Annotated in this window: 25 protein-coding genes, 1 tRNA gene, 1 pseudogene and 1 riboswitch; of the genes and pseudogenes, 15 read left to right on the top strand and 12 right to left on the bottom strand. The window is 53.4% G+C overall.

Translation table 11 applies throughout. From position 1 onward, the window contains the following. Window positions 1-656 precede the first annotated feature (656 nt). Window positions 657-733 (top strand) — tRNA-His (locus tag G491_RS0113795). Between the two features lie 368 nt (window positions 734-1,101). On the opposite strand, the gene G491_RS0113785 is transcribed toward G491_RS0113795, so the two are convergent. Beyond that, window positions 1,102-1,962, bottom strand: coding sequence for a hypothetical protein (locus G491_RS0113785; protein ID WP_028315008.1), 861 nt, complete (start codon window positions 1,960-1,962; stop codon window positions 1,102-1,104). 1,391 nt (window positions 1,963-3,353) lie between these two features. Further along, entirely contained in the window at window positions 3,354-4,643 is a 1,290-nt protein-coding gene (gene thiC, locus G491_RS0113780; RefSeq protein ID WP_028315007.1) for a phosphomethylpyrimidine synthase ThiC, read from the bottom strand. 66 nt (window positions 4,644-4,709) lie between these two features. Continuing rightward, window positions 4,710-4,807: riboswitch (TPP riboswitch) on the bottom strand. Window positions 4,808-4,996: 189 nt separating this feature from the next. Here thiC and G491_RS0113775 point away from each other — a divergent pair. The 7 genes and pseudogenes from G491_RS0113775 to G491_RS36715 form a co-directional block, all read left to right on the top strand. Further along, the gene (locus tag G491_RS0113775; RefSeq protein ID WP_012610243.1) at window positions 4,997-5,749 is read left to right on the top strand and encodes an ATP-binding protein; all 753 of its coding nucleotides are present in this window, start codon (window positions 4,997-4,999) and stop codon (window positions 5,747-5,749) included. Between the two features lie 84 nt (window positions 5,750-5,833). Then, complete coding sequence (locus G491_RS0113770; protein WP_169829436.1) at window positions 5,834-6,586, top strand: 50S ribosomal protein L11 methyltransferase; 753 nt, start codon at window positions 5,834-5,836, stop codon at window positions 6,584-6,586. 51 nt (window positions 6,587-6,637) lie between these two features. Continuing rightward, on the top strand, window positions 6,638-7,477 hold the full coding sequence (locus tag G491_RS0113765) for an MBL fold metallo-hydrolase (protein WP_028315005.1): 840 nt from the start codon (window positions 6,638-6,640) through the stop codon (window positions 7,475-7,477). Between the two features lie 52 nt (window positions 7,478-7,529). After that, entirely contained in the window at window positions 7,530-8,012 is a 483-nt protein-coding gene (locus G491_RS0113760) for an adenosine-specific kinase (RefSeq protein ID WP_028315004.1), read from the top strand. A gap of 3 nt (window positions 8,013-8,015) precedes the next feature. Next, a complete protein-coding gene (locus G491_RS0113755) occupies window positions 8,016-8,756 on the top strand; it encodes an SIR2 family NAD-dependent protein deacylase (protein ID WP_012610239.1) in 741 nt (246 codons plus the stop codon). A 24-nt stretch (window positions 8,757-8,780) separates the two neighbouring features. Next, window positions 8,781-9,728, top strand: a complete 948-nt coding sequence (locus tag G491_RS33955; RefSeq protein WP_051327257.1) for a glycosyltransferase family 9 protein — start codon at window positions 8,781-8,783, stop codon at window positions 9,726-9,728. Between the two features lie 255 nt (window positions 9,729-9,983). Beyond that, window positions 9,984-10,091 (top strand): annotated as a pseudogene (locus G491_RS36715) (dual CXXC motif small (seleno)protein); the annotation flags it as partial. Between the two features lie 120 nt (window positions 10,092-10,211). Here the strand turns inward: G491_RS36715 and G491_RS30830 are convergent. Next, window positions 10,212-11,999, bottom strand: a complete 1,788-nt coding sequence (locus tag G491_RS30830) for a response regulator (protein WP_051327256.1) — start codon at window positions 11,997-11,999, stop codon at window positions 10,212-10,214. Window positions 12,000-12,174: 175 nt separating this feature from the next. On the opposite strand from G491_RS30830, the gene G491_RS0113740 reads away from it, so the two are divergent. Both G491_RS0113740 and G491_RS0113735 read left to right on the top strand, forming a co-directional pair. After that, on the top strand, window positions 12,175-12,546 hold the full coding sequence (locus G491_RS0113740; RefSeq protein ID WP_028315003.1) for a hypothetical protein: 372 nt from the start codon (window positions 12,175-12,177) through the stop codon (window positions 12,544-12,546). 418 nt (window positions 12,547-12,964) lie between these two features. Continuing rightward, complete coding sequence (locus tag G491_RS0113735; protein WP_028315002.1) at window positions 12,965-13,786, top strand: sulfotransferase domain-containing protein; 822 nt, start codon at window positions 12,965-12,967, stop codon at window positions 13,784-13,786. Window positions 13,787-13,801: 15 nt separating this feature from the next. On the opposite strand, the gene G491_RS33950 is transcribed toward G491_RS0113735, so the two are convergent. Next, window positions 13,802-14,944: a serine hydrolase domain-containing protein gene (locus G491_RS33950; RefSeq protein WP_051327255.1), complete on the bottom strand. Its 1,143-nt coding sequence runs from the start codon at window positions 14,942-14,944 to the stop codon at window positions 13,802-13,804. 190 nt (window positions 14,945-15,134) lie between these two features. Here G491_RS33950 and G491_RS35480 point away from each other — a divergent pair, with 190 nt between their 5' ends. The 5 genes from G491_RS35480 (at window position 15,135) to G491_RS33945 (ending at window position 19,310) form a co-directional block, all read left to right on the top strand. Next, the gene (locus G491_RS35480; protein ID WP_157468278.1) at window positions 15,135-15,284 is read left to right on the top strand and encodes a hypothetical protein; all 150 of its coding nucleotides are present in this window, start codon (window positions 15,135-15,137) and stop codon (window positions 15,282-15,284) included. Window positions 15,285-15,594: 310 nt separating this feature from the next. Continuing rightward, the gene (locus tag G491_RS0113720; protein ID WP_028315001.1) at window positions 15,595-16,857 is read left to right on the top strand and encodes a phosphatidylserine decarboxylase family protein; all 1,263 of its coding nucleotides are present in this window, start codon (window positions 15,595-15,597) and stop codon (window positions 16,855-16,857) included. Between the two features lie 83 nt (window positions 16,858-16,940). Continuing rightward, on the top strand, window positions 16,941-17,837 hold the full coding sequence (locus G491_RS0113715; protein ID WP_248635393.1) for a helix-turn-helix domain-containing protein: 897 nt from the start codon (window positions 16,941-16,943) through the stop codon (window positions 17,835-17,837). Between the two features lie 110 nt (window positions 17,838-17,947). Beyond that, window positions 17,948-18,142 (top strand): hypothetical protein, encoded by a 195-nt coding sequence (locus G491_RS0113710; RefSeq protein ID WP_028314999.1) that lies wholly within the window; start codon window positions 17,948-17,950, stop codon window positions 18,140-18,142. 292 nt (window positions 18,143-18,434) lie between these two features. Further along, window positions 18,435-19,310, top strand: coding sequence for a hypothetical protein (locus G491_RS33945; protein ID WP_169829435.1), 876 nt, complete (start codon window positions 18,435-18,437; stop codon window positions 19,308-19,310). A 145-nt stretch (window positions 19,311-19,455) separates the two neighbouring features. On the opposite strand, the gene G491_RS0113695 is transcribed toward G491_RS33945, so the two are convergent. The 8 genes from G491_RS0113695 to trxA form a co-directional block, all read right to left on the bottom strand. After that, window positions 19,456-20,085 (bottom strand): cytochrome b/b6 domain-containing protein, encoded by a 630-nt coding sequence (locus G491_RS0113695; RefSeq protein ID WP_012610228.1) that lies wholly within the window; start codon window positions 20,083-20,085, stop codon window positions 19,456-19,458. A 1-nt stretch (window position 20,086) separates the two neighbouring features. Then, complete coding sequence (locus tag G491_RS0113690; protein ID WP_028314997.1) at window positions 20,087-21,712, bottom strand: tetrathionate reductase family octaheme c-type cytochrome; 1,626 nt, start codon at window positions 21,710-21,712, stop codon at window positions 20,087-20,089. Between the two features lie 22 nt (window positions 21,713-21,734). After that, the gene (locus tag G491_RS0113685; RefSeq protein WP_028314996.1) at window positions 21,735-22,220 is read right to left on the bottom strand and encodes a hypothetical protein; all 486 of its coding nucleotides are present in this window, start codon (window positions 22,218-22,220) and stop codon (window positions 21,735-21,737) included. Between the two features lie 2 nt (window positions 22,221-22,222). Further along, window positions 22,223-23,200 carry a 4Fe-4S dicluster domain-containing protein gene (locus G491_RS0113680; RefSeq protein ID WP_028314995.1) on the bottom strand — a complete coding sequence of 326 codons (978 nt, stop codon included), beginning with the start codon at window positions 23,198-23,200 and terminating at the stop codon, window positions 22,223-22,225. A gap of 20 nt (window positions 23,201-23,220) precedes the next feature. Beyond that, a complete protein-coding gene (locus tag G491_RS0113675; protein ID WP_028314994.1) occupies window positions 23,221-24,561 on the bottom strand; it encodes an FAD-dependent oxidoreductase in 1,341 nt (446 codons plus the stop codon). A gap of 115 nt (window positions 24,562-24,676) precedes the next feature. Further along, window positions 24,677-25,702, bottom strand: a complete 1,026-nt coding sequence (locus G491_RS0113665; RefSeq protein WP_012610223.1) for an arsenic resistance protein — start codon at window positions 25,700-25,702, stop codon at window positions 24,677-24,679. Between the two features lie 14 nt (window positions 25,703-25,716). Further along, window positions 25,717-25,902, bottom strand: coding sequence for a hypothetical protein (locus G491_RS0113660; protein WP_012610222.1), 186 nt, complete (start codon window positions 25,900-25,902; stop codon window positions 25,717-25,719). Between the two features lie 26 nt (window positions 25,903-25,928). Then, window positions 25,929-26,237: a thioredoxin gene (gene trxA, locus G491_RS0113655; RefSeq protein ID WP_012610221.1), complete on the bottom strand. Its 309-nt coding sequence runs from the start codon at window positions 26,235-26,237 to the stop codon at window positions 25,929-25,931. Window positions 26,238-26,310 lie beyond the last annotated feature (73 nt).

The following is a 26,310-nucleotide window of genomic DNA, read 5'->3' as shown; positions in this document are numbered from 1 at the left end:
CGAACATGTCAACCTCTCCGCTTGCCCCTTCCGCCGTTGCTGCAACGATGCTTTCTTTGTGGACATCCATTCCGACATAAAGTACCTTGTTCATGACCCCTCCTTGATGTGGCTCTGAGTGATTGAAAACTAACAGCTTCCAATTACTTAACCCACGGTTTCAAGGAGCGGGTCAACCCCATTGGCCTGAATCGCCGCCCGTATTACCCATAATATCTACGTTTTATCCATAAAAATGGTAGGTTGGGTAGAGCTTGCGGAATTGTATCAAAGAAAAACTTCATCCCCCGCCGGAATAGTGGTTAACGCCTGAAACATACGCGCGAAACCCAACAAATGGATTTGCGCCCCGAAAACTCTCCTTCCCCCATATAAGACCGTCATCCCGGCAAGGGCGATCCGCTTTTCAGGATCGTCCGCAAGCCGGGACCCAGCGTCATTCCTGGACTCGCCCTGGAATATGATTACTTGCTTGAAGGCGCCTTGATATAAGATATATGACGCCGTCTGCGGCCTTGGCCGTGTTTGAAACGGCCTATCGCGGATTTTTGCCCCAATTCCATTTTGTTGGATTTTTGTAAGCCTATTTTCACGAAACCAATAAAAAGGCTTGAAATGCCCGAACGGCTATGGTAACTCTCGCCCGTCACTACATGGTGGGTGTAGCTCAGTTGGTCAGAGCGCCTGGTTGTGGCCCAGGAGGTCGTGGGTTCAAATCCCATCACTCACCCCATTTCATTTTTTGCAATCAAGGGGATTTCTTCCCCTTTTTTTGTTTCCCAACACAATTTCATAGGATGTCTCCATAAAACACGTAGAGCGCTGTCGCCGGATAGCCCTGGAAAACAAATACGCCCTGGAGGATTTGAATCCGCGTCCTTTGCCCATGCGCGACTGCAGGTTAGTCAATTAATCAAAGACGTCCCCAAAAACACGAAGACGTCCCCAAAAACACGCGTCCCCAAAAACACGGTCCGTGCGCGACTGCAGGTTAGTCAATTAATCAAAGACGTCCCCAAAAACAATTTGAACCTTGCTAAATTCGTATTGTAATGCAGTAATTTACTTGTTATTTCAGTATGAAATAAAGTTAGTTACTTGCTAAGGGATGTCCCCTAAAACTGTATGCCACTGTTCCCAGTATATGAGACCTTTTCCTGTGTCGATTTGTTTATATGTAGATTTTCTTTTGACCATATCACTAAAACAGCCGGCTAAATTATCAGCCAATAAGTCTGTTTCGACTATATCCGATTGCTGAAAATACCCCCACAGAATCCTTCCCCTATTAATATTTCGCCCTAATAGCAGGGTGAACATTAACTCCATGTCTTCCCCCGGAGGTCCAGGAAATTTATCAGCAAAAAAATTCCAGTTTAAACCACCAGGATGAAATCTATTTGCTGCCTCCCACATTCTAGTATGCATTCTGACTACAAAATGTGCAACAAATAAAGCCATAATAGCTCTGTTCTCAGATATTGTGATGAATTTTTCTTCTTTCGTCTCTTTTTGATAAAATGGGCCAAATTTGACTCTTATTTTTTGGCCATTTACTTCTTCGAAATATTTATCCTTGGCTTGAAGTTGTTCTATTAAAAAGTTCTTTGAATTAATGATTGTTTCTTTATGTGCCGTGACAGCAAATATAAAAACAGGATATTTTTTTATATGTTTATTCAGCGCTATAAAAAAATTCCTTTTGTAATATCGGGTGGCCTTGCTCCATTTTGTCAAGCAAGGTGTTTTGGAGCGAAGCGTTTTAGCGATGTCTCGTGCCAAGGCTGAGTGTTCTACTCCTGCCGAAAGAACAAGAGTTGATGTATACCACTCATCCCCTGATAATTGCTCGCTTGGACTATGGTCCATTGAAACAAGATACAAACCGTCATAGAACTGATGCTGCAACTTCGAAGCAATTAACTCATTGATATGATGATCAATATTTATGGCTTCTTTCATGTCCTATTCTACCTAATAGTTAACTATACAGAATTGACCAATATGGTGATTGACGGATTCTAACTATTTGAAGATTAACCATCCCAGATAGATAAAGACAAGACTAAATTTAATCCAACATAAAAAATTCGAGAATTCGAGGGGATGTCCTTTACTAAGTAGTGTCTGTCCATAAATCCTGGATTTCCCAGGCGGGAAAGGACTTTGATCTGCTTTCGTTCTTTTACCACTGACCGTCGGAGCCACGCACTGTGGTTTTCATCTCCAAAAAGCCATGGATCGCAGGTTTTCGGGCGCACCTGTCCTGTGGAAGATGATTCCCGCAATCCGGATACCGGTTTAAGCGGCTTGTTTTTTCAACTCGGCCCTTGCAAGGGTGAGCAGGTTCGCCGCCGTCACCGAGGCCCAGACATAACTTTGAAATATTCTGAGGGACGTCCCTTAATAAGTCACTAACTCTATATATTTTTGAAATCATAACTTATTTTAAAATGAAATTAGCTTGATTGAGGGTGATTTCAGAACAAAAAAAGGCGGAGAGGCGGGTGAAATGCTTTTTGCTTCAGGCATTGGAAACGCGACTGGTTGGGACAAGTTGTAGGCTATCCACGATCTATTCGGATGAAATAAATCTCGCTACGATGCGACCCTGGCAGGATACTGCCCCGCCAGGGCTGCCCGAATGCGTTGGAAACACAGCCTCCCTATTATCCTCTATCTTGTCGGATTGCTCCGCATGAAGGGATGGGCCCATGGCGCGTTTATCATGAAATTTTAACCCCGTCTTGTCTGGACCTCTATCCTGGCTTCGCGTAATCCGACCTACATGTCGCTCCGCGATCCCGGCGGGATGTTGTCTTTCCGGGGCTGCCCAAATACCCAAAGGCAAAGCCCCTGGATTCCCGACAGGGACGTTCGGGAATGACCGGCAAAAAGCATGGACAGGCACGGGGGCCTGTCGCTACAAAAGCCAGGGCTCTCGGGATTGTCGGGCTGGGAGACTTCGCCCCTACGCGGCCCATAGGCATTCGGGAATAACAGGTCGGGCGCAGCAAACGGCGCCCCTACGTGATCCATGGACGCCTTGGAATGACAGGTCGGGCGCGGCAAGCAGCGCCCCTGTGTGAGCCAAGCCCCTTGAGAAAGACCTCAAACCATGGAAGGCGCTGAAGCCACTGAAGTTTTCAATCCCGTTTCATCCGTGTTTTCCGTGGCTTCCGTGGTTAAAAACAAACGTACAAATCGGGTGTTCAGCTTTCAATCAACCAGTATGGTAATTGATAAACTACTGAATTTATTACTTTTTAATATGTATTTTAAAGCACAGCATGGGAACGGGAAAAAACAGCCCCGGGCGTTAAACCCGGGGCTGGATTCGGCTTGGGGCGGGGTTATTTTTCTTCGGCTTCCGTGGCCCTGGTGTAGGACTTGAGGGCGCACATGTCGCCGCACATGGTGCAGACGTCGCGCTCCTTGTCTTCGGACTGGTTGCGGCGCTTGCGGGCCAGTTCCGGGTCGATGGCAAGCTGGAACATCTTCTCCCAGTCAAAATCCCTGCGCGCCTTGGACATATTCAGATCCCAGTCGTGGGCGCCGGGCAGGTTTTTTTCCAGGTCTCCGATGTGGGCGGCGATGCGGGAGGCGATGACGCCGGTGTGCACGTCCTGCACGCTGGGCAGGTGGAGATGCTCCGCCGGGGTGACGTAGCACAGAAAGTCCACGCCGCTGGCCGCGGCGATGGCGCCGCCGATGGCGCTGACCAGATGATCGTAGCCGGGGGCCACGTCGGTGGGCAGGGGGCCCAGGACGTAATAAGGCGCGCCGTCGCAGAGGCGCTTTTGGGTTTTGACGTCGCCTGCAATGCGGTGCAGGGGCACATGGCCGGGACCTTCGATCATCACCTGAACGCCGGCCTTGCGGGCGCGCTTGGCCAGTTCGCCCAAAATCATCATTTCGCTTAACTGAGCGCGATCTTCCGCGTCATGAATGGCGCCGGGGCGCAGCCCGTCTCCCAGGGAGAGGGTCAGGTCGTATTCCACGCACATATCCAAAAGGCGGTCAAACTGGGCGTACAGGGGATTTTCCTCTTTGTGGATGGCCATCCACTCGGCCATGATGGCGCCGCCCCGGGAAACCATGCCCATAACCCGCTCGCAGCCTGCCAGGGTTTTGACCGTGGACTGAATGACGCCGCAATGGACCGTGACAAAATCCACGCCCATCTTGGCCTGGTTTTCAATTTCGTCGAACAGGGCGTCGGCGGTCATGTCTGCGGTGCCTTTTCCTTTGCACAAAAGCTCGCCGATCACCCGGTATACGGGCACGGTGCCGATGGGCACGGGGGAGTTTTCCAATACGGTTTGCAGCACCCGTTTAAGATCGCCGCCCGTAGAGAGGTCCATGACGGCGTCGGCCCCGGCGTCAACGGCCGCCTTGAGCTTTTCCAGTTCCTCTTCCAGGTTGAAATGGCTGGGGGAGGTTCCGATATTGGCGTTGATCTTGGTTTTCAGGCCTTCGCCGATGCCCCTGGCCGGAAAGCTCCTTCCTTTATTGATGGGAATAATGGCGACTCCGGCGGCGATTTTATCCCGGATTTCCTCGGGAGTGTATCCTTCCGCCTCAGCCACCTGGCGCATGGCCTCCGTAATGCGGCCTTCGCGGGCCCAGATAAGTTGTGTCATGGTATTACCTCCAAAAAATAAAAAAGCCGTTTCCCAAAAATAGGAAACGGCAGGGCTATTGAACAAATAAGCTCCGGCTCATTTCCCTACGCAGGAATTACCCTGGTCAGGTCTTAAGGGTTGCCCGAAGGGCTCTCAGTCAAGGAACACCCCTAATGAGTCTGGGTCAGTGTAGAAATCCTAACAATGCTTGTCAAGGAAATGTTGCATATATATAAAGTTCCTTGACGGATCAGGCCCCGTGGCCTATTTTCTTATAACCATGCGTAGTATTGGCTTTTTTATTTAAACCGGCCAAGAATCGCCGGATTTTTTATTCGATAATATTTTCGGGAAAGGAAGCAGACAGTAATATGCAATATTCCATAGCCCTTGCCGGCAAAGGCGGCGTTGGCAAAACGACCATCGCGGGAATGCTGGTGAAATACATGGTAAGCAAAGGCAAGAAGCCTATCCTGGCCGTGGACGCAGATTCCAACGCCAATTTCAACGAAGTGCTTGGCCTGGAGGTTGAGGAAACCCTGGGCGGCGCCCGTGAGAAAATGAAAAAAGGCGAAGTGCCTTCGGGCATGACCAAGGACCTTTTTATTGAAATGAAGATGGAAGAGGCCATTTGCGAGTCCGAAGACTACGACCTCATCGTCATGGGCCAGCCGGAAGGATCTGGCTGCTATTGCGCGGCCAACTCCTTGCTGACGCGCTTTTTGGAGCGTCTGGCGGAAAATTATAAATACCTGGTTATCGACAACGAAGCCGGCATGGAGCACATCAGCCGTCTGACCACCAAGGACGTGGACATCCTGCTCATCGTGTCCGATCCGTCCAGGCGCGGACTCCAGGCAGCCGGCAGGATCAATAAACTGGCCCAGGATCTGAGCATCGGCATGGGCAAAAGCTATTTGATCCTCAACCAGGCCAAAGGCGAGCCCTCCGAAGCCTTGTTGAAGGTTATCGAGGATGAAGGCCTGGAATTGGCCGGAACCGTGCCGGAAGACGACTTGGTTTACGACTTTGACCTCAATGGGCAGCCGACCATCGAATTGCCCGAGGAATCCGCGTCCCAGAAGGCGGTTTTTGCAATTTTCGACAAAATAATCGAACCATAAGGGCTTTGCACGTTGGAATGTCCTTATAAAGACCTTTTTATATACTATATTCAGGGCTGCCTGGAACCTGAACTGGAACTCGGTTTGGGGGATGATTTTATAGGAAACTGGGAGGAAGACGAGTACAGCTTCCTGTTTTTCTCCCGGTCAGCCCATAAGACGGTTTTCGACCTGGTTCGCACCAATCCCGGCCTGCTGCTGCTGGACAATTATATAATGCCTTACACCCAGTGGCAGCAGGACCACGATCAGATTCTGGATATCGGCGGGTTTTCCGTTTGCGCGCCCTGGTCCGATCATGAGACGCCTCCGGGCAAAACCAGGCTGTGGATGGATCCCGGCGTGGTTTTTGGGACGGGCACGCATCCCACAACCAGGGATTGCATGCTGGCTCTGGAAATTTTGTACCGGGACGAAAAACCCAGGCGGGTTTTGGATTTGGGAACGGGCACCGGGCTTTTGGCTTTGGCCGCAACGGCCTTGGGCGCCGAAAGCGTCCTTGCCGTGGACTTGAATCCTCTGGCTGCTAAAACCACGGCCCGCAATGTGGAATTGAACCACATGGAAGAGAAAATCCGGACCGTGCGCGGCAGCGCTTTGGATTACGTGCAGGAGCCGGCCGATCTTGTGGTCGCCAACATCCATTTTGCGGTCATGAAAGAGATGGCGTCAGATCCATTGTTCTTACGCGGCAAGCATTTTGTGCTGTCCGGGTTGCTGCGTTCCGAAATTCGCGATATAAAGGATGCAATCAAGGCATTGGGAGCGGTTGTCCAACAGGAATGGGAACAGGAAAGCACCTGGTTCACCATCATGGGCAAGGGACCGGCTGGATGAAGGTTTCTCGCGCCCTGCCGTTTACGGCGTTTTCCATGGGAGGGATGAGCCATGTTCATCAAGTGCTGGGGTTCAAGAGGGTCCATCCCGGTTTCGGGTAGAAATTACCTGAAGTACGGCGGCGACACAACGTGCATGGAGATCCGCAGCAAGAACGGCCATGTGATCGTCATCGACGCCGGGACAGGCATTCGCCGCCTTGGCAACCAGCTCATGGAAGAACAACGCTTTGAATACGATTTTATTTTCACGCACGCCCATTGGGATCACCTGATGGGCTTTCCTTTTTTTAAGCCTCTTTACGTAAAATCGGCCAAAATCCGCATGCAGGGCTGCCCCTTCGCCAGGCAATATGTGGAAAAGCTCATATCGCGCGTCATGGCGCCGCCCAATTTTCCCATCAGGCCCAACGCCATACAGGCGGAAGTGGAATACGAACCCGTATGCCCGACCTCTTTTGAGATTGACTCCATCACAGTCACTCCCATTCCTCTTACCCATCCGAACGGCGGCTCGGGCTACAAGTTCGAGGAAGACGGAAAAACCTTTGTTTTTCTGACGGACAACGAACTGGATTTTCCCCATAACAACGCCAAGTATTTTGAAGACTACTTGGCGTTCTGCCAAGGCGCCGACCTGTTGATCCACGACGCCGAGTTCACCCCCAAGGAATACGAGACCACGCGCGGCTGGGGCCATTCCGTGTATCCCCGAGTCGTGGAGCTTGCGGTGCAGGCGGGCGTCAAGGAGCTTGGCCTGTTTCACCTGAACCAGGACCGGTTCGACGACGACATGGATAGAATCGTGGAAGACTCTCAAAACATCCTGGCCGAACAGGGCGCGGACATCCAATGCTCCGCAGTTGCCTGCGACCGGGTTTTCGAGCTATAATACCTTCTGAAAGAACATTGAAAGCGTAACTATAACCGCAAGGAGATTCCTTATGGAACTGAAATCCGTTCGCCTGGAAATCCCGGAGGAAGCCAACATTATTGTGGGCCAATCCCATTTTATCAAAACCGTGGAAGACCTTTACGAAGTCATGGTGGGCTCCGTGCCCGGCGTGAAATTCGGCCTGGCTTTTTGCGAAGCCTCCATGGAATGCCTGGTGCGCACCGACGGCAACGATCCTGAACTTATCGACGCCGCCGTCAAGAACGCCCTGGCCGTGGGCGCGGGCCATACCTTTTATCTGATTATGAAAGACGCTTATCCCATCAATGTCCTGAACGCAGTGAAGCGCTGCCAGGAAGTGTGCAGCATCTATTGCGCCACGGCCAACCCGGTGGAGGTCATCACCGCGGTGAGCGAGCAGGGCGCCGGCATTTTGGGTGTGATCGACGGGTTTTCGCCCAAAGGCGTGGAAAATGATGAAAACAAAGAGGCTCGCAAAAGCCTTTTGCAAGCCATCGGGTACAAAAGGTAAGACATGAAAGAATTGATCAAAAGGGCGGCTGAAGACATCAAGAACGCCCGGCTTGTGGTCGCCCTCACCGGAGCGGGCGTGTCCGTGGAAAGCGGCATTCCCCCGTTCAGGGGCAAGGGCGGATTATGGGAGAAGTTCGACCCCATGGAAATCGCCCACATAGACTCCTTTTTAGCCAATCCGGAGCGGGTTTGGCGAATCCTGGTGGCTGAAATGAAAGGAGTCATTGACAAGGCCCAGCCTAACAACCTGCATAAAGGCCTGGCCAGGCTGGAGGAAACCGGCAACCTGGCCGCCATCATCACCCAGAACGTGGACGGTCTGCATCAGGCCGCCGGAAGCAAGGATGTGATCGAGTTTCACGGCACCTTCGCCGAGCAGCGCTGCATGGACTGCGAAGCGAAAATCCCAACCAGCGAGGTCTCCCTGGAAGTTATTCCGCCCAGATGCTCCTGCGGCGGCATGCTTCGGCCGGATTGCGTGTTTTTCGGCGAAATGATTCCCTCGGAGGCCCTGTGGCGCTCCAAGGAACTGGCCGAGCAATGCGACGTGATGATGGTTGTGGGCACCTCGGCCATAGTGGAGCCGGCGGCCAGCATGGCCCGCATCGCCAAACTGGGCGGCGCCACCGTCATTGAAATGAACATGGAGCGCACCATGCTCACCGGCAGGGTGGCGGACTACTCCCTGTTCGGCGGAGCAGGCAAGCTCATGACCGGCATCCTTGAGGAGATGGGGATATAATCCCCGCCTCGGCGGCGCTGCATAATGAACGTTCTCGCCATTATCCAGGGAGCTTTGGGAGACGGCGTCATGGCCCTGTGGGGGCTGCAGGCCGTTGTTGAGCATACCGGATGCTCGCTGACCCTGTTTTGCGCTCCCGGCCTGGGGGCGCTGGCCAAGGAACTGGGCCTGGCCCAAGCCGCCTTTCCCGTGCAGTCGCCCGAAATTGCTTCGTTATACGGACCCGCTCCCTCCCCTTGGGTGAGGGAGCAGATTCAAGCCCGCGACAGGGTGCTCGTCTTTTCCTTTTCCCAGGACCTTTTCAGCGCCGTCCAATCCCTCTCAAACAAAGCGTATTCCGTTCCGCCCCGGCCCCAACCCGGCGAGCGGGTTCACGTCCTCGACCGCATGGTGGAGCGCTTGCAAAAAGCCGGATTGGTTGATCCCAAAGCAGGAACCAGCTATTCCCATAGGCTCCATGCTTTTGATTTATACGCCAGAACCAAAAGGCCGGCCGATGCGCCGGTCCTTTTGCATCCGGGATCTGGCAGTTCTCGAAAAAATTGGCCTTTGAAATCCTTTGGGAGTCTTTTTGACGCGCTGAAGGAAAAAGGAATTCCAGGTAAACTGGTCTTAGGCCCGGACGACCACGGCTTGGAGCGGGGGCTTGAGGCCTGGACAAGCAATCCGGAAGTTCTCCGGCCCCAATCTTTGCTGGAGTTCAAGGACCTCTTGACGGCGTCCAGGGCTTATGCGGGCAATGATTCGGGAGCCACCCACGTTGCAGCCATGCTGGGCATGCCCACCGCAGCCTTGTTCGGCCCCTCGGACCCGGTTCGATGGCGGCCCGTTGGCCCCCGGGTTCAGGTTTTCAGGGGGGAGTGCGAAAGCGCTCCTTGCTTTGAAACCAAGGAAAAAAACTGCCGGGACGGGAAATGCCTGGACAGCATTGCTCCCGGGGAGATCCTGGAATTTTTGGAGTTGGCGCCCTAAAAATTAGCGTCCGGGATTTGTTGACATCCCGGCCATTCTCAGGCATGTTGGTCAGGACTGTTGCGGTTGTTTGTTCAATTGATCTTAGTTGGAATCAGGGCGGGGATTCCCGCCTTTTTTTTATGGACGGTTCAAGGAATGTCTAAATCCATTTTCGCTTTGCGAAGCTCCATTAGAAATCCTGCAGGAAATCGCATGAAATGCCCTGAGTGCCAAGGGCGTTTATACCTCAACCGATCTTGACGCGAGGTTCGGTTTTTTTGCAGGTCCTGCAAATCCCAATACAATCTTGAACAACTTAGCGAGCTTATGGACGACGACATAGAAGAACTGTTGGCGAACATTCCCTGTGACAGGATCTAAGCCCGGCTTTCCCTCAAAAATCAAATATATACGTTCATTTTTTAGCAGGCTGCGCCATGGACGCTATGGCAGTTATAACCGTCCGGCCGCCCAAGGACCCTCCCTGGAATGCTCCTTGTTTCAGGCCGCAGCCCCGGTTTGCATGGCGTTTCGGCTTGATATGGCTTGATCCACGGCTTGCGCCAAAACCATAGTCTCCACCGGCTTTTCCAGGTAAGCGGCCAGCCCCAGATCCGGGGCTTTTTGGCGTGTGACGGCGGCGGAATAGCCTGTCACCAATATGATGGGAAGGTCGGGTCTGACTTTGAGCATTTCCCTGGCCAGATCAATGCCGGTCAATTTGGGCATGGTCTGATCCGTCACAACGGCGTCGTAAGTATGGGGGTTTTCCATAAACAGCCGTAACGCCTCCTGGCTGTCCGTTGTTGACGTTACCTCGTAGCCCCACTGAACCAGAGTAGCTTCCTCCATCAGGATAATGGGCTTTTCATCGTCAACCACCAGGATGTGCTTGTCGCCGGAAGCGGGCGCGGCAACCACCAAGTCGTCCAGGTTGACCCTGGCCTGCTCCTTTACGATGGGGAAGAAAACACTGAAAGTCGTGCCTTGGCCCTGCCTGCTGTCTACCTGAATCGCCCCATTATGGTATTTGACGATGCCGTAGGTGGTTGCAAGGCCCAAACCGTTTCCATGGCCGTCCAGTTTGGTGGTGAAATAGGGCTCAAAGACCCGGTTTTGCGTCTCCTGGTCCATACCCATGCCGTTGTCCTTTACCGTCAGGCGGGCGTATTTTCCGGCTGGGACTTGCATGAAAGCCGCCTCATGTTCAAGCACGTCAACTTCCTTTAACGTGACTTCCAGGACGCCCACAGCATCCTCCATGGCCTGGGAGGCGTTGGTGCACAGGTTCATGATGACCTGATAGATTTTGGTTGGATCCGCCATAACGGCGCCGCACCGAACATCGATCTCCTTGCGGATTTCAACGGTCGAGGGGATGGTGCTTCGTAACAGGCTTAGGGCCTCTTTGATGACCGGGTGAATGTGTATGACCTGAGGCTCATGTTCAATCTGGCGGCTGAACGACAGGATTTGATCCACAAGCCTGGCCGCTCTTTTATGGGCGTTGATAATCTGGTCCAGGCTTTTATGAATGCGGGTTCCCGGCTCAGCGTCCCCCAGGGCGATTTCAGCAAACCCCATGGCGCCGAACAGGATGTTGTTGAAGTCGTGCGCGATGCCTCCGGCCAGGGTTCCGATGGCTTCCATTTTCTGGGCGTGGCGCAGGGCGGCTTCAGCGCTTTTACGCTCTTTCATTTCGTGCTGCAAGGCTTCATTGGCATAAGCCAGCTCCTGCGTTCTTTCCTGAGCCATTCCCTCCAATTGCACCATTTTAAGGGAGGCTTGTTTGGCCAGCTTCCATTTTTCCGACAATGCAGATGCCAGCTGGGCCACCTCAGCCGCGTCAAAAGGCTTTTTCAGGATTAACAGGCTGTCCGTGCGGCCAAGGCGTCCAATAATTTCCTGCCAGGAGTAGTCGGAATACGCCGAACAAATGACTATCTGGATATGGGGATCAACCTGCCAGATGCGCTCAATGGTCTCCAGACCGTCCCAACCCGGCGGCATACGCATGTCAACAAACGCCACTGCGTAAGGGTTTCCCTCCAAGAGGGACGCCTGCACCTTGGATAGACCTTCTTTTCCCTGAAGGGCGAAATCCAGTTCGTATTTGTTTTTGTGGCAGGAATCCGCCGGGGCCTGGCCGAACAATTCCATTTCCATGGCGTCCAGGAAGGAGTTTGTTTCTTCTTCTTCCGTCAATATGGTTCGAAAGTCGTTGTGAATGTCCGAGTTGTCATCGATTATCAGCAGACGAAAGGCCTCAGGAACTGGAGCAAAAATCATAGTTTTTCACCTAACTGTTTGATATAAAATGAAAACTACTTATGGGCGCCGGTTTGATCTTTTTTAACGCGCACCGGTTCCCAATCCTATTTCGGCAGAATGCCGCATTTTCTTGAATATTGACATTTCTTGAGATCATGGATATTTAGGAAAAAAAATATAAAAGGGATTAAATATGGAAGAAAACGGGCAAGAAAAAAACATGACGGATGAGGAATGGGAAAACCGCAGGCTCTGCGTTGACGGCAGTTGCATCGGCGTCATCGGAGAAGACGGCCGTTGCAAGGAATGCGGCAAGCCTTATGACGAAAGTCTTGATCAGGCTTCCTACGAAGCTGTTGAGCGGGAAGATTCCGTAGAGCAAGATCAAACGGAAGCCGCAGACGGGTATGAAGACGCTCCCGACTCGGCAGATGACTCGGATGATGCTTCGGATGACGGGTGGGATGACCGCAAACTGTGCAGCGACGGAAATTGCATTGGAGTCATTGGTCCGGACGGCAATTGCAAGGAATGCGGAAAGCCTTACGATCCGGACGCCGAATAACGCCCGTTTACGCCAAATTTTCTTCCCTTTGAATCAATGAAACGCGTCCGCGCGCGGCATGCGCCATTAGGCGCCGCGATAGTCCTATTTTAAACATCCTGCTTTTTTAACGTTTTTACCGTACTTGCCAAGTCCTGTCATTAACACGAATTTCTGACCGCGAAGTTTTTCCCTTTGTAACCAGCCCCTGAAATGCAACGACCTTTTACTTGCAGGACGGGAAACCAACGCCCTTGAATGAGGGCGGCGAGTTTATTGATTCCATTTAAGTCCCAGAGGCTTTATGGCTCCCGCATGTGGCGTCAATCATAACTTAAAGCCGGACTCGTCCGTCATGGACGAAAAAGCCCCTTCCTGAAAACGCCGGTGACAGCAACGGAGCGGATATGCCAGACCGTTCAAATCAAATGGCAAAGAAATGATCTATCTTCATGTCGGCCTGGGCAGGACCGGAACAACTTACGCCCAAAACCTTATTTTTCCCGCTTTTACGAACATCTTGTACTTTAACAAGTTCATCCCCCTGAAAGTTTACTCGGCCACGGGAGACCCCAAATGCGCAGATTTGGTGCGGCGGGCGGTGGAGCAGGGGGGGATGGATAAAGTCCTGTTTTCGGACGAAGGCCTGATCAGCCACGCGCCCCTTTCCCAGGTCAGTAATTTGGCGGCGCTCTTTCCGGAGGCCGGGATTATCGTCTCTTTCCGCAATCAATTGGACCACATCGCCTCCATGTACCAGTATAGGAGGACCCTGAATCTGAATAAAGGAAAGTCCGTTCCCACGCTTCAGGAATTTGTGGCGCAAAATCGGTACGATCTGATTCAAAAGCACATGTACCATCATCTCTATCAATTGCTTAAGGAGCATTTTCAGGAGGTTCACGTCCTGTTTTTTGAGGAGTTCGTATGGAACAACCTGGAGCCTTTTAAGCAATCCATGCGGGAAGTGCTGCAAGAGAAGGTTGAAGATGTAATTACGGATTCAAGATTCATCAACAGCGGATCGGCGCCTGCAAAGTCCATGAAGGCGCCTTGGCGGCGTTTTCCGAATTATCTGGTCAATAATCTGCGCACCCGGTGGGGGAGCCGAAAAGAGGACGGCGCCTCAGTGAAACAGGGTCTTCTTAAGGCTTTTGAAATCGGAGGCTCCAATATTTTCGATAGTTTTGGAATCCAAAACCAAAAGCTCGAGTCCGACCTGGGGCGCCGCCTGCCCGCGCAGTACAGTTTTGTGCATTAGGGCAAAACGGGATTTTTACAAAGCGTCGTAGGCCTGTAAAATCTCTTTTGCTTTGTCATAGATGACTTGGGAGACATTGTCCTTGGTTTGGAAGTAGCAGTTTGTGTAAACGGCGAAATAGACGCCGTTAACGGCGAATAATTGGGTTTGGTACCCGGGCACGGAGCCGTTATGCCCCTCTTCAGGCCCCGCGATCAAAACGCCGAGCCCGTACGTGGCCTCCGGGTGGTCCTCTACTTCCATGTCCACCGGAACAAACCGTTGGTCAAAGGCGTCCTGAGTCAATAAGGCCCCGCTGGAAAGCGCCTCCGCCCAGAGCAACAGATCGGCAGGCGTTGAAATAACGTTTCCTGCGGCCCAGACGGCAGAGGGGCTTTGAATGGAATAGTCGTAGAGCAGACCGTCCGAGTCTTTTTCAAAATATCCGCGGGCGAAATCCCCGGGAAATCCGGTCTGCACAGGAGACAGGGTGTCTTGCATTCCAAGAGCGTCAAAGATGTTGTCCTGGACGAAATCCTCGTAAGCCTGTCCGCTCACGGCTTCTATGATCAGGCCCAGAATAATGTAGTTTGCATTGGAATACAAAAAAGATTGGCCGGGCGTGTCGGCCAGGCCGCAATCCACCGTGACCTGGACCAGTTCCAGGGGCGTCCAGGCTCTTGTGGGATCGTCCACGATGGCCGTGAAAAAATAATCGCCTTCATACGGGCAACCGACATAGTCTTCCAGCCCGCTGGTGTGGTTCAAAAGCATCCTTACGGTGATTTGGCTTCCGTAAACGGGAATCAGGCCCGGAAGGATGGATTCCACGGAATCGTCCAGGCCGAAAAAGCCTTGCTGATAAAGCATGAGCACGCCGCAGGCGGTAATGGTTTTTGTAACGCTTCCAATGCGGAAAAGATGCTGGGGCGTGAGCGGCGTTTGCGTTCCCAGGTCCGCCATGCCGGCGGCGTAGGAAAATGTCGATCCGTCCGCGAATCGGACGGCCAAAGCCGCGCCGGGCGCCTGGTACTGCGCAATGACTTCGTTGACCATGCGCTGCAAGGCCAGGGGCAACGGGTAGGGTTCAAGGTCATTGTCGTCGGAGCACCCAAAGCTGAAGAGAAAAAAAACGATTCCTATAAGGGAGATGATTTTGAATTTAGGCGTTTTTTGCATAACAAAGCGTCTTTCCAGTTAGATGTTTGTAGGGGATGGCGGGGACCGTCATCCTGTCGGCATCGCGGCGCAGAAGCGGCGGCTCCGTTGGGTAACAATAGAAGATCGGCGCCTTGGGGAATAAAATTGAGGCATTTCCCTGAAGAAGTTTCATAAGCGCAAAGCCTGCAGGGCTTAAAAAAGGCGGTAAATGAGTTTATTTGTTCAAATATCCAGAATGTTGGGTGTGGAGTGGGACTCTTTGTGCGAGGCGCAGCTTTGGGGGCTGGCCGTGGGAGGAGTTCTTTCCCGCGTGAATCAGGAGTCGTTTTCCAGCCTGCAATTGGCTGCTGATCACTAGATCAAGCCCCTGGAAAAAGCTGCCTTGGGACGAAGACCTCACCTATATTCCGCAATAGGAGCCTTTCTTTTGGAGGCGGCTTTTCTTGATTTATGCCGCGTTGACCGCTGAGATTAATCTGTGCTACAAATGATTTTATAATGAAAATTAGTACCGCTTTTTAGGAATGGAGCGATAGCATCCCTTTTTCAGGGCTTTGGCGCGTTTTGCAAAGAGATATCGGCGATCACGGATATATGCGCCACGCGGGCGGACTTGCGCCCCGGCGCTTGCTGCATAAAATTCAATAAAAAACAGGGAGGGCGTCGGGATGAAAAAGCATCGATTGACAGGCTTGGTTGTTGGGGCTTGTTTGATATTTCTGGCGGGCGCGGTTTCGACGTCCTGTTTGGCCCATGGAGATAAAGCTCCTCAAAGCGGATTGTCTCCGGTCGTCCAGGAATTGAAGGACCTGATTGATAACGACCCCAATTTGTATCGGCTCTTCACGGAGATGTTCGATCAGGTTCCGTTAAAGCCCTACCTGACGGACCCCACAGGACAGCCCCAACTGACGGATTACAGCCAGATGTTAAAACAGTTGGACGGCATCCTGACCCAGGCGCCGGAGTTCAATCAATCAGGGCTTGTGGGCTTTCCCATCAACGCGATTTTGGACTGGCCCATGGGCACACCCGCCGGCGCCGAGGCGTTTATGGACCCCAGGGTGAACGTGCGGTTGAAAAAAATTCTGCAAGAGTGGTCGGTGTTCCTGGAGTCGCCCGAATCATGCTACGTGCTGAGCGACGATCCTGAGCATGGTTGGTTCGGCCGGGACGCCAAAGAGGCCATGCCGGACTTTGTGGAGGACTTCATATGCGATCCCTCCAAGCCTTATTACGGATTTACGTCCTGGGACGATTTTTTCACCCGGACGTTCCGGGAGGGCAGGCGTCCCGTGGCCTCCCCCAAGGACGATTCGGTCATCGCCAACGCTTGTGAATCCGCCCCCTACAGACTGGCCCGCAATGTTCAGCTGCGCGACAAGTTTTGGATCAAGGAGCAGCCGTACTCCCTGCTGCACATGATGGACGGAGATCCCCTGACCAAGGAGTTCGTGGGGGGAACCTTGTATCAGGCCTTTTTAAGCGCGCTCAGCTATCACCGCTGGCACAGCCCGGTTAGCGGGACCATCGTCAAGACCAAGTTGATTGACGGCTCCTATTACGCCGCAGCGCCCGCCATGGGATTCGATCCCGCCAGCCCCAACGAGTCCCAGGGGTACATCACCCAAACGGCGGCCAGGGCTTTGGTGTTCATCCAGGCGGATAATCCCGACATTGGACTGATGGCGATCATGTTCGTGGGTATGGCGGAAGTCTCTTCCAACGAGGTTACGGTCAAAAAGGGGCAGCATATCAATAAAGGCGACCCCCTTGGCATGTTCCATTTTGGGGGCTCCACCCACGTCCTGTTTTTCAGGCCCGAGGTGAGTTTAAAGTTTGATCTTCACGGACAGACTCCCGGCCTGCATTCCACCAATATCCCGGTTCGCTCCCAAATCGCTGCGGTGACGGGAGCATCCGGGCAATAACCATAAGCGCCGGCGGCAAAAAGATTGCCGTAAATATCCCAGGAATGTTAAGGTTTTTGTTCAACTTCAATCCGGGGCAGGCAATGAAAATGGACGCCAAACAGGCCGAAACCATCATTAAAGAGACGCAGCAGTACGCCAAAACCATCCTGAATTCCTTGTCGGCGCATGTGGCCATTATTGACGAAAAGGGGATGATCCTGGAAACCAACCGGGCATGGGAGCGGTTTGCGCAATCCAACCAGATTAGCATACGGCCTGACACGCTGAACGTGAACTATCTGGAGGTCTGCGACGCGGCCCAGGGGGAATCCGCCGAAAAATCCAAGGAGGTTGCGGCCGGCATCCGCAAAGTCATAAAGGGAGAGGTCGAGGAGTTTGTCCTGGATTACCCCTGCCACTCGCCCAATGAGAAGCGATGGTTTTATATGCGGGCCGCCAGGGCCGTGGGCTCCGATACATTGCGGGTTGTGGTCAGTCACGAAAACATCACCGCCCTGAAAGAAGCCGAAAGCCGGCTTCGACAGCGGGAAGAGGAACTCAGGCAAAAAACCCTGCATCTGGAAGAAGCCAACGCCGCCTTGCGCGCCGTCCTGCGCCAGCGTGACGAAGACATACAGGAGATGGAGCAAACCATCCTGCAGAATCTCAAGGATTCAGTCCTGCCAAATGTGGAACGGTTGCAGGATATTGTGGTTAGGCCGGAGGCCAACCAGATAGTCCAGTTGATTTCTTCGGGGCTGAATGAAATCGCTTCGCCTTTTTTACGCCGCCTTTCCAACCTGGAAGCCGTGCTCACGCCCCGGGAGATTGAAATCGCCTCCCTGGTCAAAGCGGGAAAATCCACCAAGGAAATCGCAGACCTGCTCTATCTATCCATTACCACCGTCAGTTTTCACCGCCGCAACCTGCGCGACAAACTTGGCCTGACCAACTCTTCCACAAACCTTCGATCTCACCTTCTGTCATTGGAAAAATGACGGGTTTTACCTATCATTAGACCGTCAGACTTCCAGCGTTGCCCTCCCGCAATTGGGTCTGTATCATTTAGTCAGCATCATTTGAGTAACCTTAAACAAGGAGGCGTCCTATGCTGTGCAGTCTTTCCAACCTCGAAGAAAAAGATCTTAAGGAAATCCAAGCCCTGGAAACTGAACTGGGAAAAACGGTCCTGGCGTTCTCTTGCCACAAGACCGCCCCGGCCGCGTTGGATGACGACAAACTCAAGAAAATCCAGGCTCTGGAAAGCCGCCTGGGATTGTCTCTGGTGGCGGTTGACGGATGAATCTTAGGCCTTAAAACAGGCGTAAGAAATTTTCAGCCCGCGGAATTGAATCGTTGACTCAATCCGCGGGCTTTTTATATTGCGTCGCGGCCGTTCCGCCATTTTGCGGCCCCGCCTCTTGCTCCCTTTAATCATCCAGGGAGTTTTTTTCATAGCCGCCAATTTGGTTGACAGGAAGGGATTTATAAGAGATTCTTTCAAGATTATAAGGTTATCAATGGTCAATTTTTAGGGGCGTCTTAATCGATTGTTCGGCGTTGAGGAGCAACAGTAATCATTCATGCAGGCTTTTTTGAACATACAAACGCTGTCCATGGCGGCCGGCCTGGTCAATATCACCTGTGCGGCCATCATGGCCTATTTTTCCATGTCCCGGCTTACGTATCCGGGTTTTAAAAGCTGGACCGCCGGGTTTGTCCTCGTAGGCTTGGGAATGATCCTTATGAGCCTTCGCCAAATAGCCCCTGACTGGCTTTCCATTATTCTCGCCAACTCTATCATCCTGGCTTATCCCGTGCTGATATATTACGGGTTGCGTGAATTCAAGCAGTTCCCAGGCAGGTCCTGGCCGCCGGGCGTTATATTGGCTGCGGGCGCGGCCATGCTGGTTTATTATACGTATTGGCAGCCCAGCGTGATTGCACGCATTGTCGGGATCTCTTTCATTCTCAGCTTCTTGCTTTTCCTGTGCTTGATGCTGCTGATTCGGCGCGGGGGGCTTCAGTATGAATGCAGCAACAGCCTGCTTAACACAGTTTTCGGCTTTCAGGTAATATGGTACATGCTCAGGGCTGTATCCACGCCGTTTCTGGAGCCGGATATCACCACCTTTTTTTCCGCCGGGGCCATACAGGGGATCAGTTTTATAATTTCCATTCTGGCCTGTGTGCTTACAATGAGCGGGCTCATAGCCGTAAACGCCCAACGCATGGAATTGGAACTGGCGGCCGCTGACGAAGACATCAGAAATTTGACCAGCCTGATTCCCATATGCGCCAGTTGCAAGAAAATTCGGGACGACCAGGGATATTGGGAAGCGGTGGAATGCTATATTGAAAAAAAGACCAACAAGGGCCTCACCCATAGCATCTGCCCGGATTGCGCCAGGAAGCTGTACCCGGATATGAAAATATATGACGACGACGAGGAAGAGAAACGTAAGGCTTAATGGCCGGCGCCAGCTCCGGCGTCCTCCCATTGGATTGTTTTTGGGGGGATGACAGCTGCGTCAAACGCTGTTGCAGTCAGGGAGAACAAATTGGTTTTTGTAAAAATTTAACAGCCGGAGGCTTTCGCCTCCGGCTGTCTTGGTTCTATGCCTCTTTTTCGTCCGGCGTGTCGGGAACTTCCTCCCATCCCGAGATCATGGCCTTGATGTGGGCCATGATGGTGTGGCCCGTGGTGGTCATGTACACATGGACGATGACGAACGCCAAAAGCATCAAGGCCCCGAACATATGCACGGCCGCCAGGGTTCCCAGCTTCATGTGGATGCCCAGGACGGCCCAGTCGTTATAGAAATAATACAGAATCCCCGTCACGATTTGCAGCGGTACCAAAACCAGGGCGATGCCCAGGTAGGTGAGGCGCTGCAGGGGGTTGTGTTTGACCCGTTCCGTCTTGGGCACGGGATGGGGATCTCCCCGGAAAATGCCGATGCTGTAATACATGGCCACAGTCACCAGCTTTCTGGTGGTGGGGATGTATTGCTTCCATTCGCCGGTGGTGGCTTCCCAGAATATAATGAAGATGTACAGGATCAGCCAGGTCCAGGCGGCCAGGTTGTGGAGCTCCACGGCTTCTTCGTATCCGAAGATTTTGTAGACCCCGTGCACTTCCAGGCCCGTGAAGAGCAGGAATAGGATCAGCACGGCCTGAGCCCAATGCCAGAAACGTTCAAAACGCGTATACAGGTAGATTTTTTTCATAGGCGCTTGACTCATCTTATTCCTCCTTTCCATTGCCGGTGGAGGCAATGCGAACCAGTCCGTGGAACAGGACTCCGAGTAAAGAGGCGACGACGATGAGCCATCCGATATAATCCACGAAGCCGTTGGCGTCTCTGCCCGGCAGGTAAAAGCCGGTGAGCTTGGCCAGGCGTCCCTGGGGAGCGTGGCAGGCGTCGCAGGAAAGGGCTTTCTCCTTGGGTGCGACCATGTGGGTGGTCTGGTACATGTACTCCGTGCTGATGAAATCGAACTCGCCGGAGTAGGGGAGACCCGTGTAGTCCATGCCCGTTTGAATGGCGTTGGCCCAGTTGTATCCCTTCCAGTAGGCGTTTTTATCCTTGCCGAAAAGGTGGGGAACCACAAAGGTGTTGTTCACTTTGTCGAAAGGCTGTTTGCCTTTGTGCACCTTGAACGGAAAGATGCGGGCGTCCGGGTCGTCGTAAGAGCCGTGAGCCTTGTTGATCTCTATGGGCTGCTGGGCCGGATCGATTTTGTCCGTCAGGGTCAGGTAGGTCAGTTTCCCGTTAAACCATTTGTATTCCGGGACCACGTTCTTCTTCCAGACAAAATCCCCCTTCATGCCATTGTAGGAATGGCGTCCGTCCTTTTCGATGACCAACGGTTTGCCCTTGGCGTTCTTTTTACCGGCTGTGGACCAGTCCCAGGACATTTTGGTGGAATGCTCCCTGGCGAATTCAGGAATGTGGCAGGCCTGGCAAGACACCTTGTCCGTGTGGTCGTTCAGCTTGGCGTCGGTTTTGTGCGGTTTTTCCGAATGGCAGGAATAGCAGGTAATCCGGTGGATGAGGTCGGAATCCAGCAGGCTCCTGCGGTCGGTGAGCGGGGTGGACTTGTAGCACCGTCCGGCAACGGCGTGCTGCACTGTGGTGTGGCAGCGGGTGCAGGTGAAGTTTTCCCCGTCAACGTTCATGTGAACGTCCAGGTCCCATTTTGGTTTGTACAGGCTGGCGTCCAGGTCTCCGTGCTTGACCCCTTCGCCGCCGCCGCCGTAAAAATGGCAGGTTCCGCAATTCTTACGGGTGGGCAGGGCCACGGACTGCGCCACCTTGGCAAAATCAGGGGGCAGCCATTCCTTCCCTCCAAACATGGTGGGCTCCTTGACCACATAGCCCGCGCCCGGGGGGAATTTTTTGTAGGTTCCGGTTTGCTCGTGGCAGACCAGACAGTCCACGTTTTCCTGCACGGAAAAGTCGAAGTCTTTGTTTTTGTAGCCGTAGCCTGCGTGGCAGGACGTACAGCGCGGTTCATTGGAATTGATGTTGATGCAGAAGTTGTTTACCACGTACCCTGCTTTGCCGAGCTTGGCTTCGGGCTTGGCGGCCGGGCACAACCATTTCCAATGGATGGTTTTCTGAAACTGCTCCGCAGCTTCGTTGTGGCAGCTCAGGCAGGCCTTGGTGACTTCCGGGCCTGACTTAAACTCCTTTTGAAGAACCTCGAATTTGGAGTGGTCCGCCGTGTTGTTAGCCGAGTTTGGGTTCCCAAACGGCGGCTTTGGACCCTCTCTTCCATCCCCGGTGGCTGCGCTGGCCGAAAGGGCAAGTCCGAGCCCAATCGCCAAACAAGCGGCCAGTGCGAAAAAGCCTAGTTTTCTGTACATAGAGCCTCCCCTAAATAAAGATTTAGTTGTGAGTTACCTCCTTAAGCCATCCTGTCCGAAATATAAGAAAACCCAAGCATGAAAATAAAAAGAGCATGGCAAAGCCCAGATGGGCGAAGTCGATGAACATGGTGAAGTTGGGGGAAAACAAAATATCCGGCATATTTTTCAGAACGCGAAAGATCCCCGTGACGGTCAGGCCCGCCAGGAAAATCACCCTGGTCCAACCCGATTTGGTCAGGGTGCAGGAATGCCTTCCGGCCAGAAAATAGCCCGTGATATGATAAGCCATGAGGAAAAACAGCACGCTGGCGCCCAGGTAGTGGATGGCGTGGGTGACGAAAAAATTCGCGCTCCATCCCAGCCCGGGAATGTCCGCCAGGTAGTACCGTTTGAAAATGGGCATCTGGCCGAAGCCGGTGAAAGCCAAAACCGCAATGACGGCTATATAGAGCCTGACCATGGCCTTGGACGGTGCGGCGCTGCATGTTGCAACTGTCTTTTCCATGATTAAGACTCCTCTTTGTTTGATTGGCTGGAGGGCTTGGCTCCTCCGGTGAATTTGATGAATCCGGCCGCCAATCCGGCAATCGGGGCCAGAATCATGGCTTTCGCCAGAGTGTCTGCATGGGCCATGGAATCGGGCACAGGCGCCATATGGGGCATGCCGGGGCCTTTTTCCAGGGCTTCGTTCAAAACGTCAAAAGGAACGGGAGACACGTAAATGGTGTTGGTTCCTCCGTTCTCCTTATCGCCGTATACGTACCCGTTGATTTCCTCGGCCCGGGCGTAGGCCGCGGCGATGATCTCGTCCCGGGGGCCTATTGTCTGGACGTCCTCGGGGCAGGCCTCGATGCAGGCCGGCAGCTCCCCCTGTTCGATCAGATCGTAGCAGCGGTCGCATTTGAACATGACGCCGTTTCCCGCAAAGTTGGGCAGCACCTGCAAATAGGGGCCTACGCCTGTCTGGCGTTCAGGGATATCCCAAGGACAGACCAGTTTGCATTTGGCGCCGCCCAGGCAGATGTCCGGGTGAATCCGGGTGATGCCGTTTTTCAGTTTTCTGGCGGCTCCAAAAGGGCAAAGGTCGGCGCAGGGCGGGTTGGTGCAGTGCATGCAACGGCGAGGCACGGTGATGGTGGTTTGCTCTCCGTTGATCTCCACGTCCGCGTATTGGATGAACAGCCAGTTGTACGGGGTCAGGCGGTCGTCAATATCCCGTTTATCCGACCAGTCGGCGGTCTTCACCCTGGGAGGATACATTTTGGGAAAGGGTTTGTCCGGCTCGGGAAATTTATGCTCGTTGCTATCCCGGCAGGCTTCCACGCAGGCGCCGCATCCAATGCATTTGCCGATGTCCAGCATGGTGGCCAGTTCCCCGGGGCCTATTCCTTTTGCGGAAGCGGGCAGGGGGGCGGCGGAAACGCTCAGGGCGCCGGCCGCCGCCAGGCTTCCTTTAATGAACGATCTTCGGGAGATTTTCCCCATGTCGTAATTCTCCTTGAGAGTTACAGTTTTTTCACCAGTTGGTTGGCGGCCGTCAGCACGGGGTCCCAAACTGGGCCGAAAGGCGGGGCGTAAGCCAGGTCCATCCGGCTGAAATCCGCTACGGTCATGTGATTGTGCAAGGCTGCAGCGCCTGTGTTAATGCGATGGGCGCATCCGTCTCGGCCCGCCATCTGTATGCCGAGCAGACGGCCTGATTTTTTGTCGCCCACCATATGCACCCGGAGAGTTGTATTGCCCGGGTGGCCGTGGGCGCGGGACCGTGTTTTGATGGTGACGCTTACGGGCTCGAAGCCCGCTTTTTCCGCTTCGCGCATATTGAGGCCCGTGCGGGCCGCTTCAAAGTCAAAGACCTTGAACACGGCGGAGCCCACAACGCCTGGCACTTCCACGCCTTTGCCGTTCACGTTGTCGGCCGCGGCCCAGCCGCCCCGGTTGGCGTACAAGGCCAGGGGGATCCAGGTTTTTTGGCCGGAAACCACGTGATAGGCGTCGGCGCAGTCGCCGGCGGAGTAGATGTGCTCGTCGGATGTTTTCAGCCCTTTGTCCACGGCGATGGAATCGCCCACGCTGGTTTTCAGGCCGGCCTTGGAAGCGAACTCGCTGTTGGGCGTAATCCCTATGGCGGGAATGAGCAGGTCCGCATCCAGGGTTAAGTCGTTGCAAACGACTTTAAGGCCTGAGCCGGTGTTCTCAACCTTTTGCAATTCCTGGCCCAAATACAGCTTTACGCCGCGGGATTCCACCTCCTGCTGGAGACGGTCTGCAAGCTCCCGGTCCATCCAGGGCAGAAACATGGGATTGGGCTTGACCATGGAGACTTCCACGCCTCTCTCGGTCAGGGCCTCGCACATTTCCAGGCCGATGTATCCCATGCCGAGAATGACGGCTTTTTTAACCTTGGAATTCGTAATGAGGGACTTGATTTTGCGGGCGTGTTCCAGGCTTTTCAAGGGCAATACGCCGGGACTGTCCATGCCTTCCACCTGGGGGATGATTGCTGAGCCGCCCGTAGCGATAAGGAGTTTGTCGTAATAGTATTCAAACTCCTCTCCCTGCAAAGTTTTGCCTCGCACGGCTCTGCTGCCGGGATCCAACTCCAGGGCTTCATGCCCGGTGAGCAGGTTGATCCCCTGCTTGTCTCTGAACGCCTGGGCCTTGCGGACCACCAGGTCCTCCAGGTCCCGCGACTCGTCTCCGATATTGTAAGGCATACCGCAGGCGCTGTAAGATACGTCCTCGGTCTTTTCCAATACAATGACTTCCATGTCCGGGGAGAGCCTTTTGGCCCTGCTTGCGGCGCTCATGCCCGCTGCGTCCCCTCCAATTACCAAAAATTTCATATTACAACTTCCCTCCTGATAGCCCGGTCCATCCGTGGGCGGGCCTTAAACGCACCGCTGCCGCGGCTCCCGTAATGGGAGCGCGGCCGGCGTAAAAAAAATAGGGCATTTCGAATCAACCCGTAGAGACTCCTTTTCTGGGCTTGACCGGCGCGACAGCCGGCTTTTCAGGACTTTTCCCGCCTGCGGAAAAAATGTTCTCGGAAAATTTAACGTACCAGGCGGCGGACTGCACCTGAATAATGTACGCCACAGCAATCACCAAAGCGGCTGTGGAGCCCTGGGGGCCGAAGGCGTTGATGGAAATGGCCAGGGCGATGGAAAGGTTTCGCATCACCGACCCGTAAACCATGGCTTTTGCGTCTTTTTCATGCAAGAGCCACTTGCCTAACAATGTGCTCAGTAAATAATTTATAGCATAAAGTATGCCAAGCGGCAACAAAATGTATGCCAACATTTCAGGGGAAGCGGCGATGGCCTTGGCTTTCAGCGCCATGGCCACAAAGACGATGCCCAGCACCCCGGCGGTGGACAGGCCGGGAAAGCGCGGCGCCAAATGCTGCTGGAACTGCTCCTGGCCGTACTTTCTGATTAAGGCCTGTTGGGTGACAAAGCCGGCGGCCATGGGCAGAAAAACAATGAACAGGATTTGCTTCATCACAGCCATGATGTTCACTTCCAGTTCCGCGCCCATCAAGGCCTTGACGTAAAAGGGGGTGGCTATGGATCCCAGCGTCAGGCCGATGACCGTCATTTTGACGGCGGCCGCCACGTTGCCGTTGGCGAACCCGGTCCACGAAATGGTCATGCCGCTGGTGGGGACCAGGCCCGCAAGGAGCAGTCCCAGAGCCATATAAGGCTGGTCCGGAAAAAACCATTGCCCCAGGCCGAAGGCTGCGAAGGGAATCACGCCGAAGTTGACCACCTGGGTCATGACCTGGGCCTTGACGTCGCCGCCTTCAAAGACCTTTTTGATTTTCAGGTTCACCATCATGGGGTAGACCATGAGGAAGGTCAATGGGATGATGGCGGATTTTAAAAACGAGGCCTGGACGAATACTCCAAATACAAAGCCCAGAACCATCATGATTGGGATGGCAAAGATTAAATTTTTATTGATGTTAGCCAGGATTTTCCACATGGAGCTCCTCCTGTTCAGGCTGCGTCCGTATCAATGTCTTTTCCGCCCTTTTTATCCATAAACCAAATGGGGCAGGACGGTCTGAATTTACAGTGGACATTGGGGCTCATGCACTTCAGGCAGTCCTCACACAGGTAGGTTCCGTTCTTCATACACATGTAGCTTGTTTCCCGGTCAGGGTGATTCGTGCATTTTCCCATAACTGTCCTCCTTCCGGTCCTGCTTTTTAAATCAACGCGCTTTCCAGGGCCGCACTCAATGTCTGCTGGTTCTGAAGGCCGATGAAGCGCTCCACTTCCTTGCCGTCCTTGAACACAACCACGGTGGGGATGCTGGAGATGCCCAGTTTGGCCGCCGTATCCCGGTTTTGGTCCACGTCCATTTTGGTCACCACCGCCCTGCCGCTGAAATTTTTTTCCAGTTCCTTGATGATGGGCTCCTGGGCCTTGCACGGGCCGCACCACGTGGCGTAAAAATCCACAAGGGATACGCCCTTGCCTGTCACTTTTCCAAAGCTCGTTTCATTGATTTCCATGGAGTTATTCTCCTGATAAAAGGTTTTTTGTCTCCCGTCCTGATAATAGAGCAAGAGGGGCGCCAAGGGGGTT

This window comes from Desulfatibacillum aliphaticivorans DSM 15576, assembly GCF_000429905.1.
GTDB classification, from domain to species: Bacteria; Desulfobacterota; Desulfobacteria; order Desulfobacterales; family Desulfatibacillaceae; genus Desulfatibacillum; species Desulfatibacillum aliphaticivorans.
This window is presented reverse-complemented; position numbering and strand designations above follow the sequence as displayed.

Excerpts from the sequence above, each read along its gene's own strand:
- G491_RS0113785 (WP_028315008.1), bottom strand. The coding sequence starts at position 1,962 with ATGAAAGAAGCCATAAATATTGATCATCATATCAATGAGTTAATTGCT.
- thiC (WP_028315007.1), bottom strand. The coding sequence starts at position 4,643 with ATGACACAACTTATCTGGGCCCGCGAAGGCCGCATTACGGAGGCCATG.
- G491_RS0113775 (WP_012610243.1), top strand. The coding sequence starts at position 4,997 with ATGCAATATTCCATAGCCCTTGCCGGCAAAGGCGGCGTTGGCAAAACG.
- G491_RS0113765 (WP_028315005.1), top strand. The coding sequence starts at position 6,638 with ATGTTCATCAAGTGCTGGGGTTCAAGAGGGTCCATCCCGGTTTCGGGT.
- G491_RS0113760 (WP_028315004.1), top strand. The coding sequence starts at position 7,530 with ATGGAACTGAAATCCGTTCGCCTGGAAATCCCGGAGGAAGCCAACATT.
- G491_RS0113755 (WP_012610239.1), top strand. The coding sequence starts at position 8,016 with ATGAAAGAATTGATCAAAAGGGCGGCTGAAGACATCAAGAACGCCCGG.
- G491_RS33955 (WP_051327257.1), top strand. The coding sequence starts at position 8,781 with ATGAACGTTCTCGCCATTATCCAGGGAGCTTTGGGAGACGGCGTCATG.
- G491_RS30830 (WP_051327256.1), bottom strand. The coding sequence starts at position 11,999 with ATGATTTTTGCTCCAGTTCCTGAGGCCTTTCGTCTGCTGATAATCGAT.
- G491_RS0113740 (WP_028315003.1), top strand. The coding sequence starts at position 12,175 with ATGGAAGAAAACGGGCAAGAAAAAAACATGACGGATGAGGAATGGGAA.
- G491_RS0113735 (WP_028315002.1), top strand. The coding sequence starts at position 12,965 with ATGATCTATCTTCATGTCGGCCTGGGCAGGACCGGAACAACTTACGCC.
- G491_RS33950 (WP_051327255.1), bottom strand. The coding sequence starts at position 14,944 with ATGCAAAAAACGCCTAAATTCAAAATCATCTCCCTTATAGGAATCGTT.
- G491_RS35480 (WP_157468278.1), top strand. The coding sequence starts at position 15,135 with ATGAGTTTATTTGTTCAAATATCCAGAATGTTGGGTGTGGAGTGGGAC.
- G491_RS0113720 (WP_028315001.1), top strand. The coding sequence starts at position 15,595 with ATGAAAAAGCATCGATTGACAGGCTTGGTTGTTGGGGCTTGTTTGATA.
- G491_RS0113715 (WP_248635393.1), top strand. The coding sequence starts at position 16,941 with ATGAAAATGGACGCCAAACAGGCCGAAACCATCATTAAAGAGACGCAG.
- G491_RS0113710 (WP_028314999.1), top strand. The coding sequence starts at position 17,948 with ATGCTGTGCAGTCTTTCCAACCTCGAAGAAAAAGATCTTAAGGAAATC.
- G491_RS0113695 (WP_012610228.1), bottom strand. The coding sequence starts at position 20,085 with ATGAGTCAAGCGCCTATGAAAAAAATCTACCTGTATACGCGTTTTGAA.
- G491_RS0113690 (WP_028314997.1), bottom strand. The coding sequence starts at position 21,712 with ATGTACAGAAAACTAGGCTTTTTCGCACTGGCCGCTTGTTTGGCGATT.
- G491_RS0113685 (WP_028314996.1), bottom strand. The coding sequence starts at position 22,220 with ATGGAAAAGACAGTTGCAACATGCAGCGCCGCACCGTCCAAGGCCATG.
- G491_RS0113680 (WP_028314995.1), bottom strand. The coding sequence starts at position 23,200 with ATGGGGAAAATCTCCCGAAGATCGTTCATTAAAGGAAGCCTGGCGGCG.
- G491_RS0113675 (WP_028314994.1), bottom strand. The coding sequence starts at position 24,561 with ATGAAATTTTTGGTAATTGGAGGGGACGCAGCGGGCATGAGCGCCGCA.
- G491_RS0113665 (WP_012610223.1), bottom strand. The coding sequence starts at position 25,702 with ATGTGGAAAATCCTGGCTAACATCAATAAAAATTTAATCTTTGCCATC.
- G491_RS0113660 (WP_012610222.1), bottom strand. The coding sequence starts at position 25,902 with ATGGGAAAATGCACGAATCACCCTGACCGGGAAACAAGCTACATGTGT.
- trxA (WP_012610221.1), bottom strand. The coding sequence starts at position 26,237 with ATGGAAATCAATGAAACGAGCTTTGGAAAAGTGACAGGCAAGGGCGTA.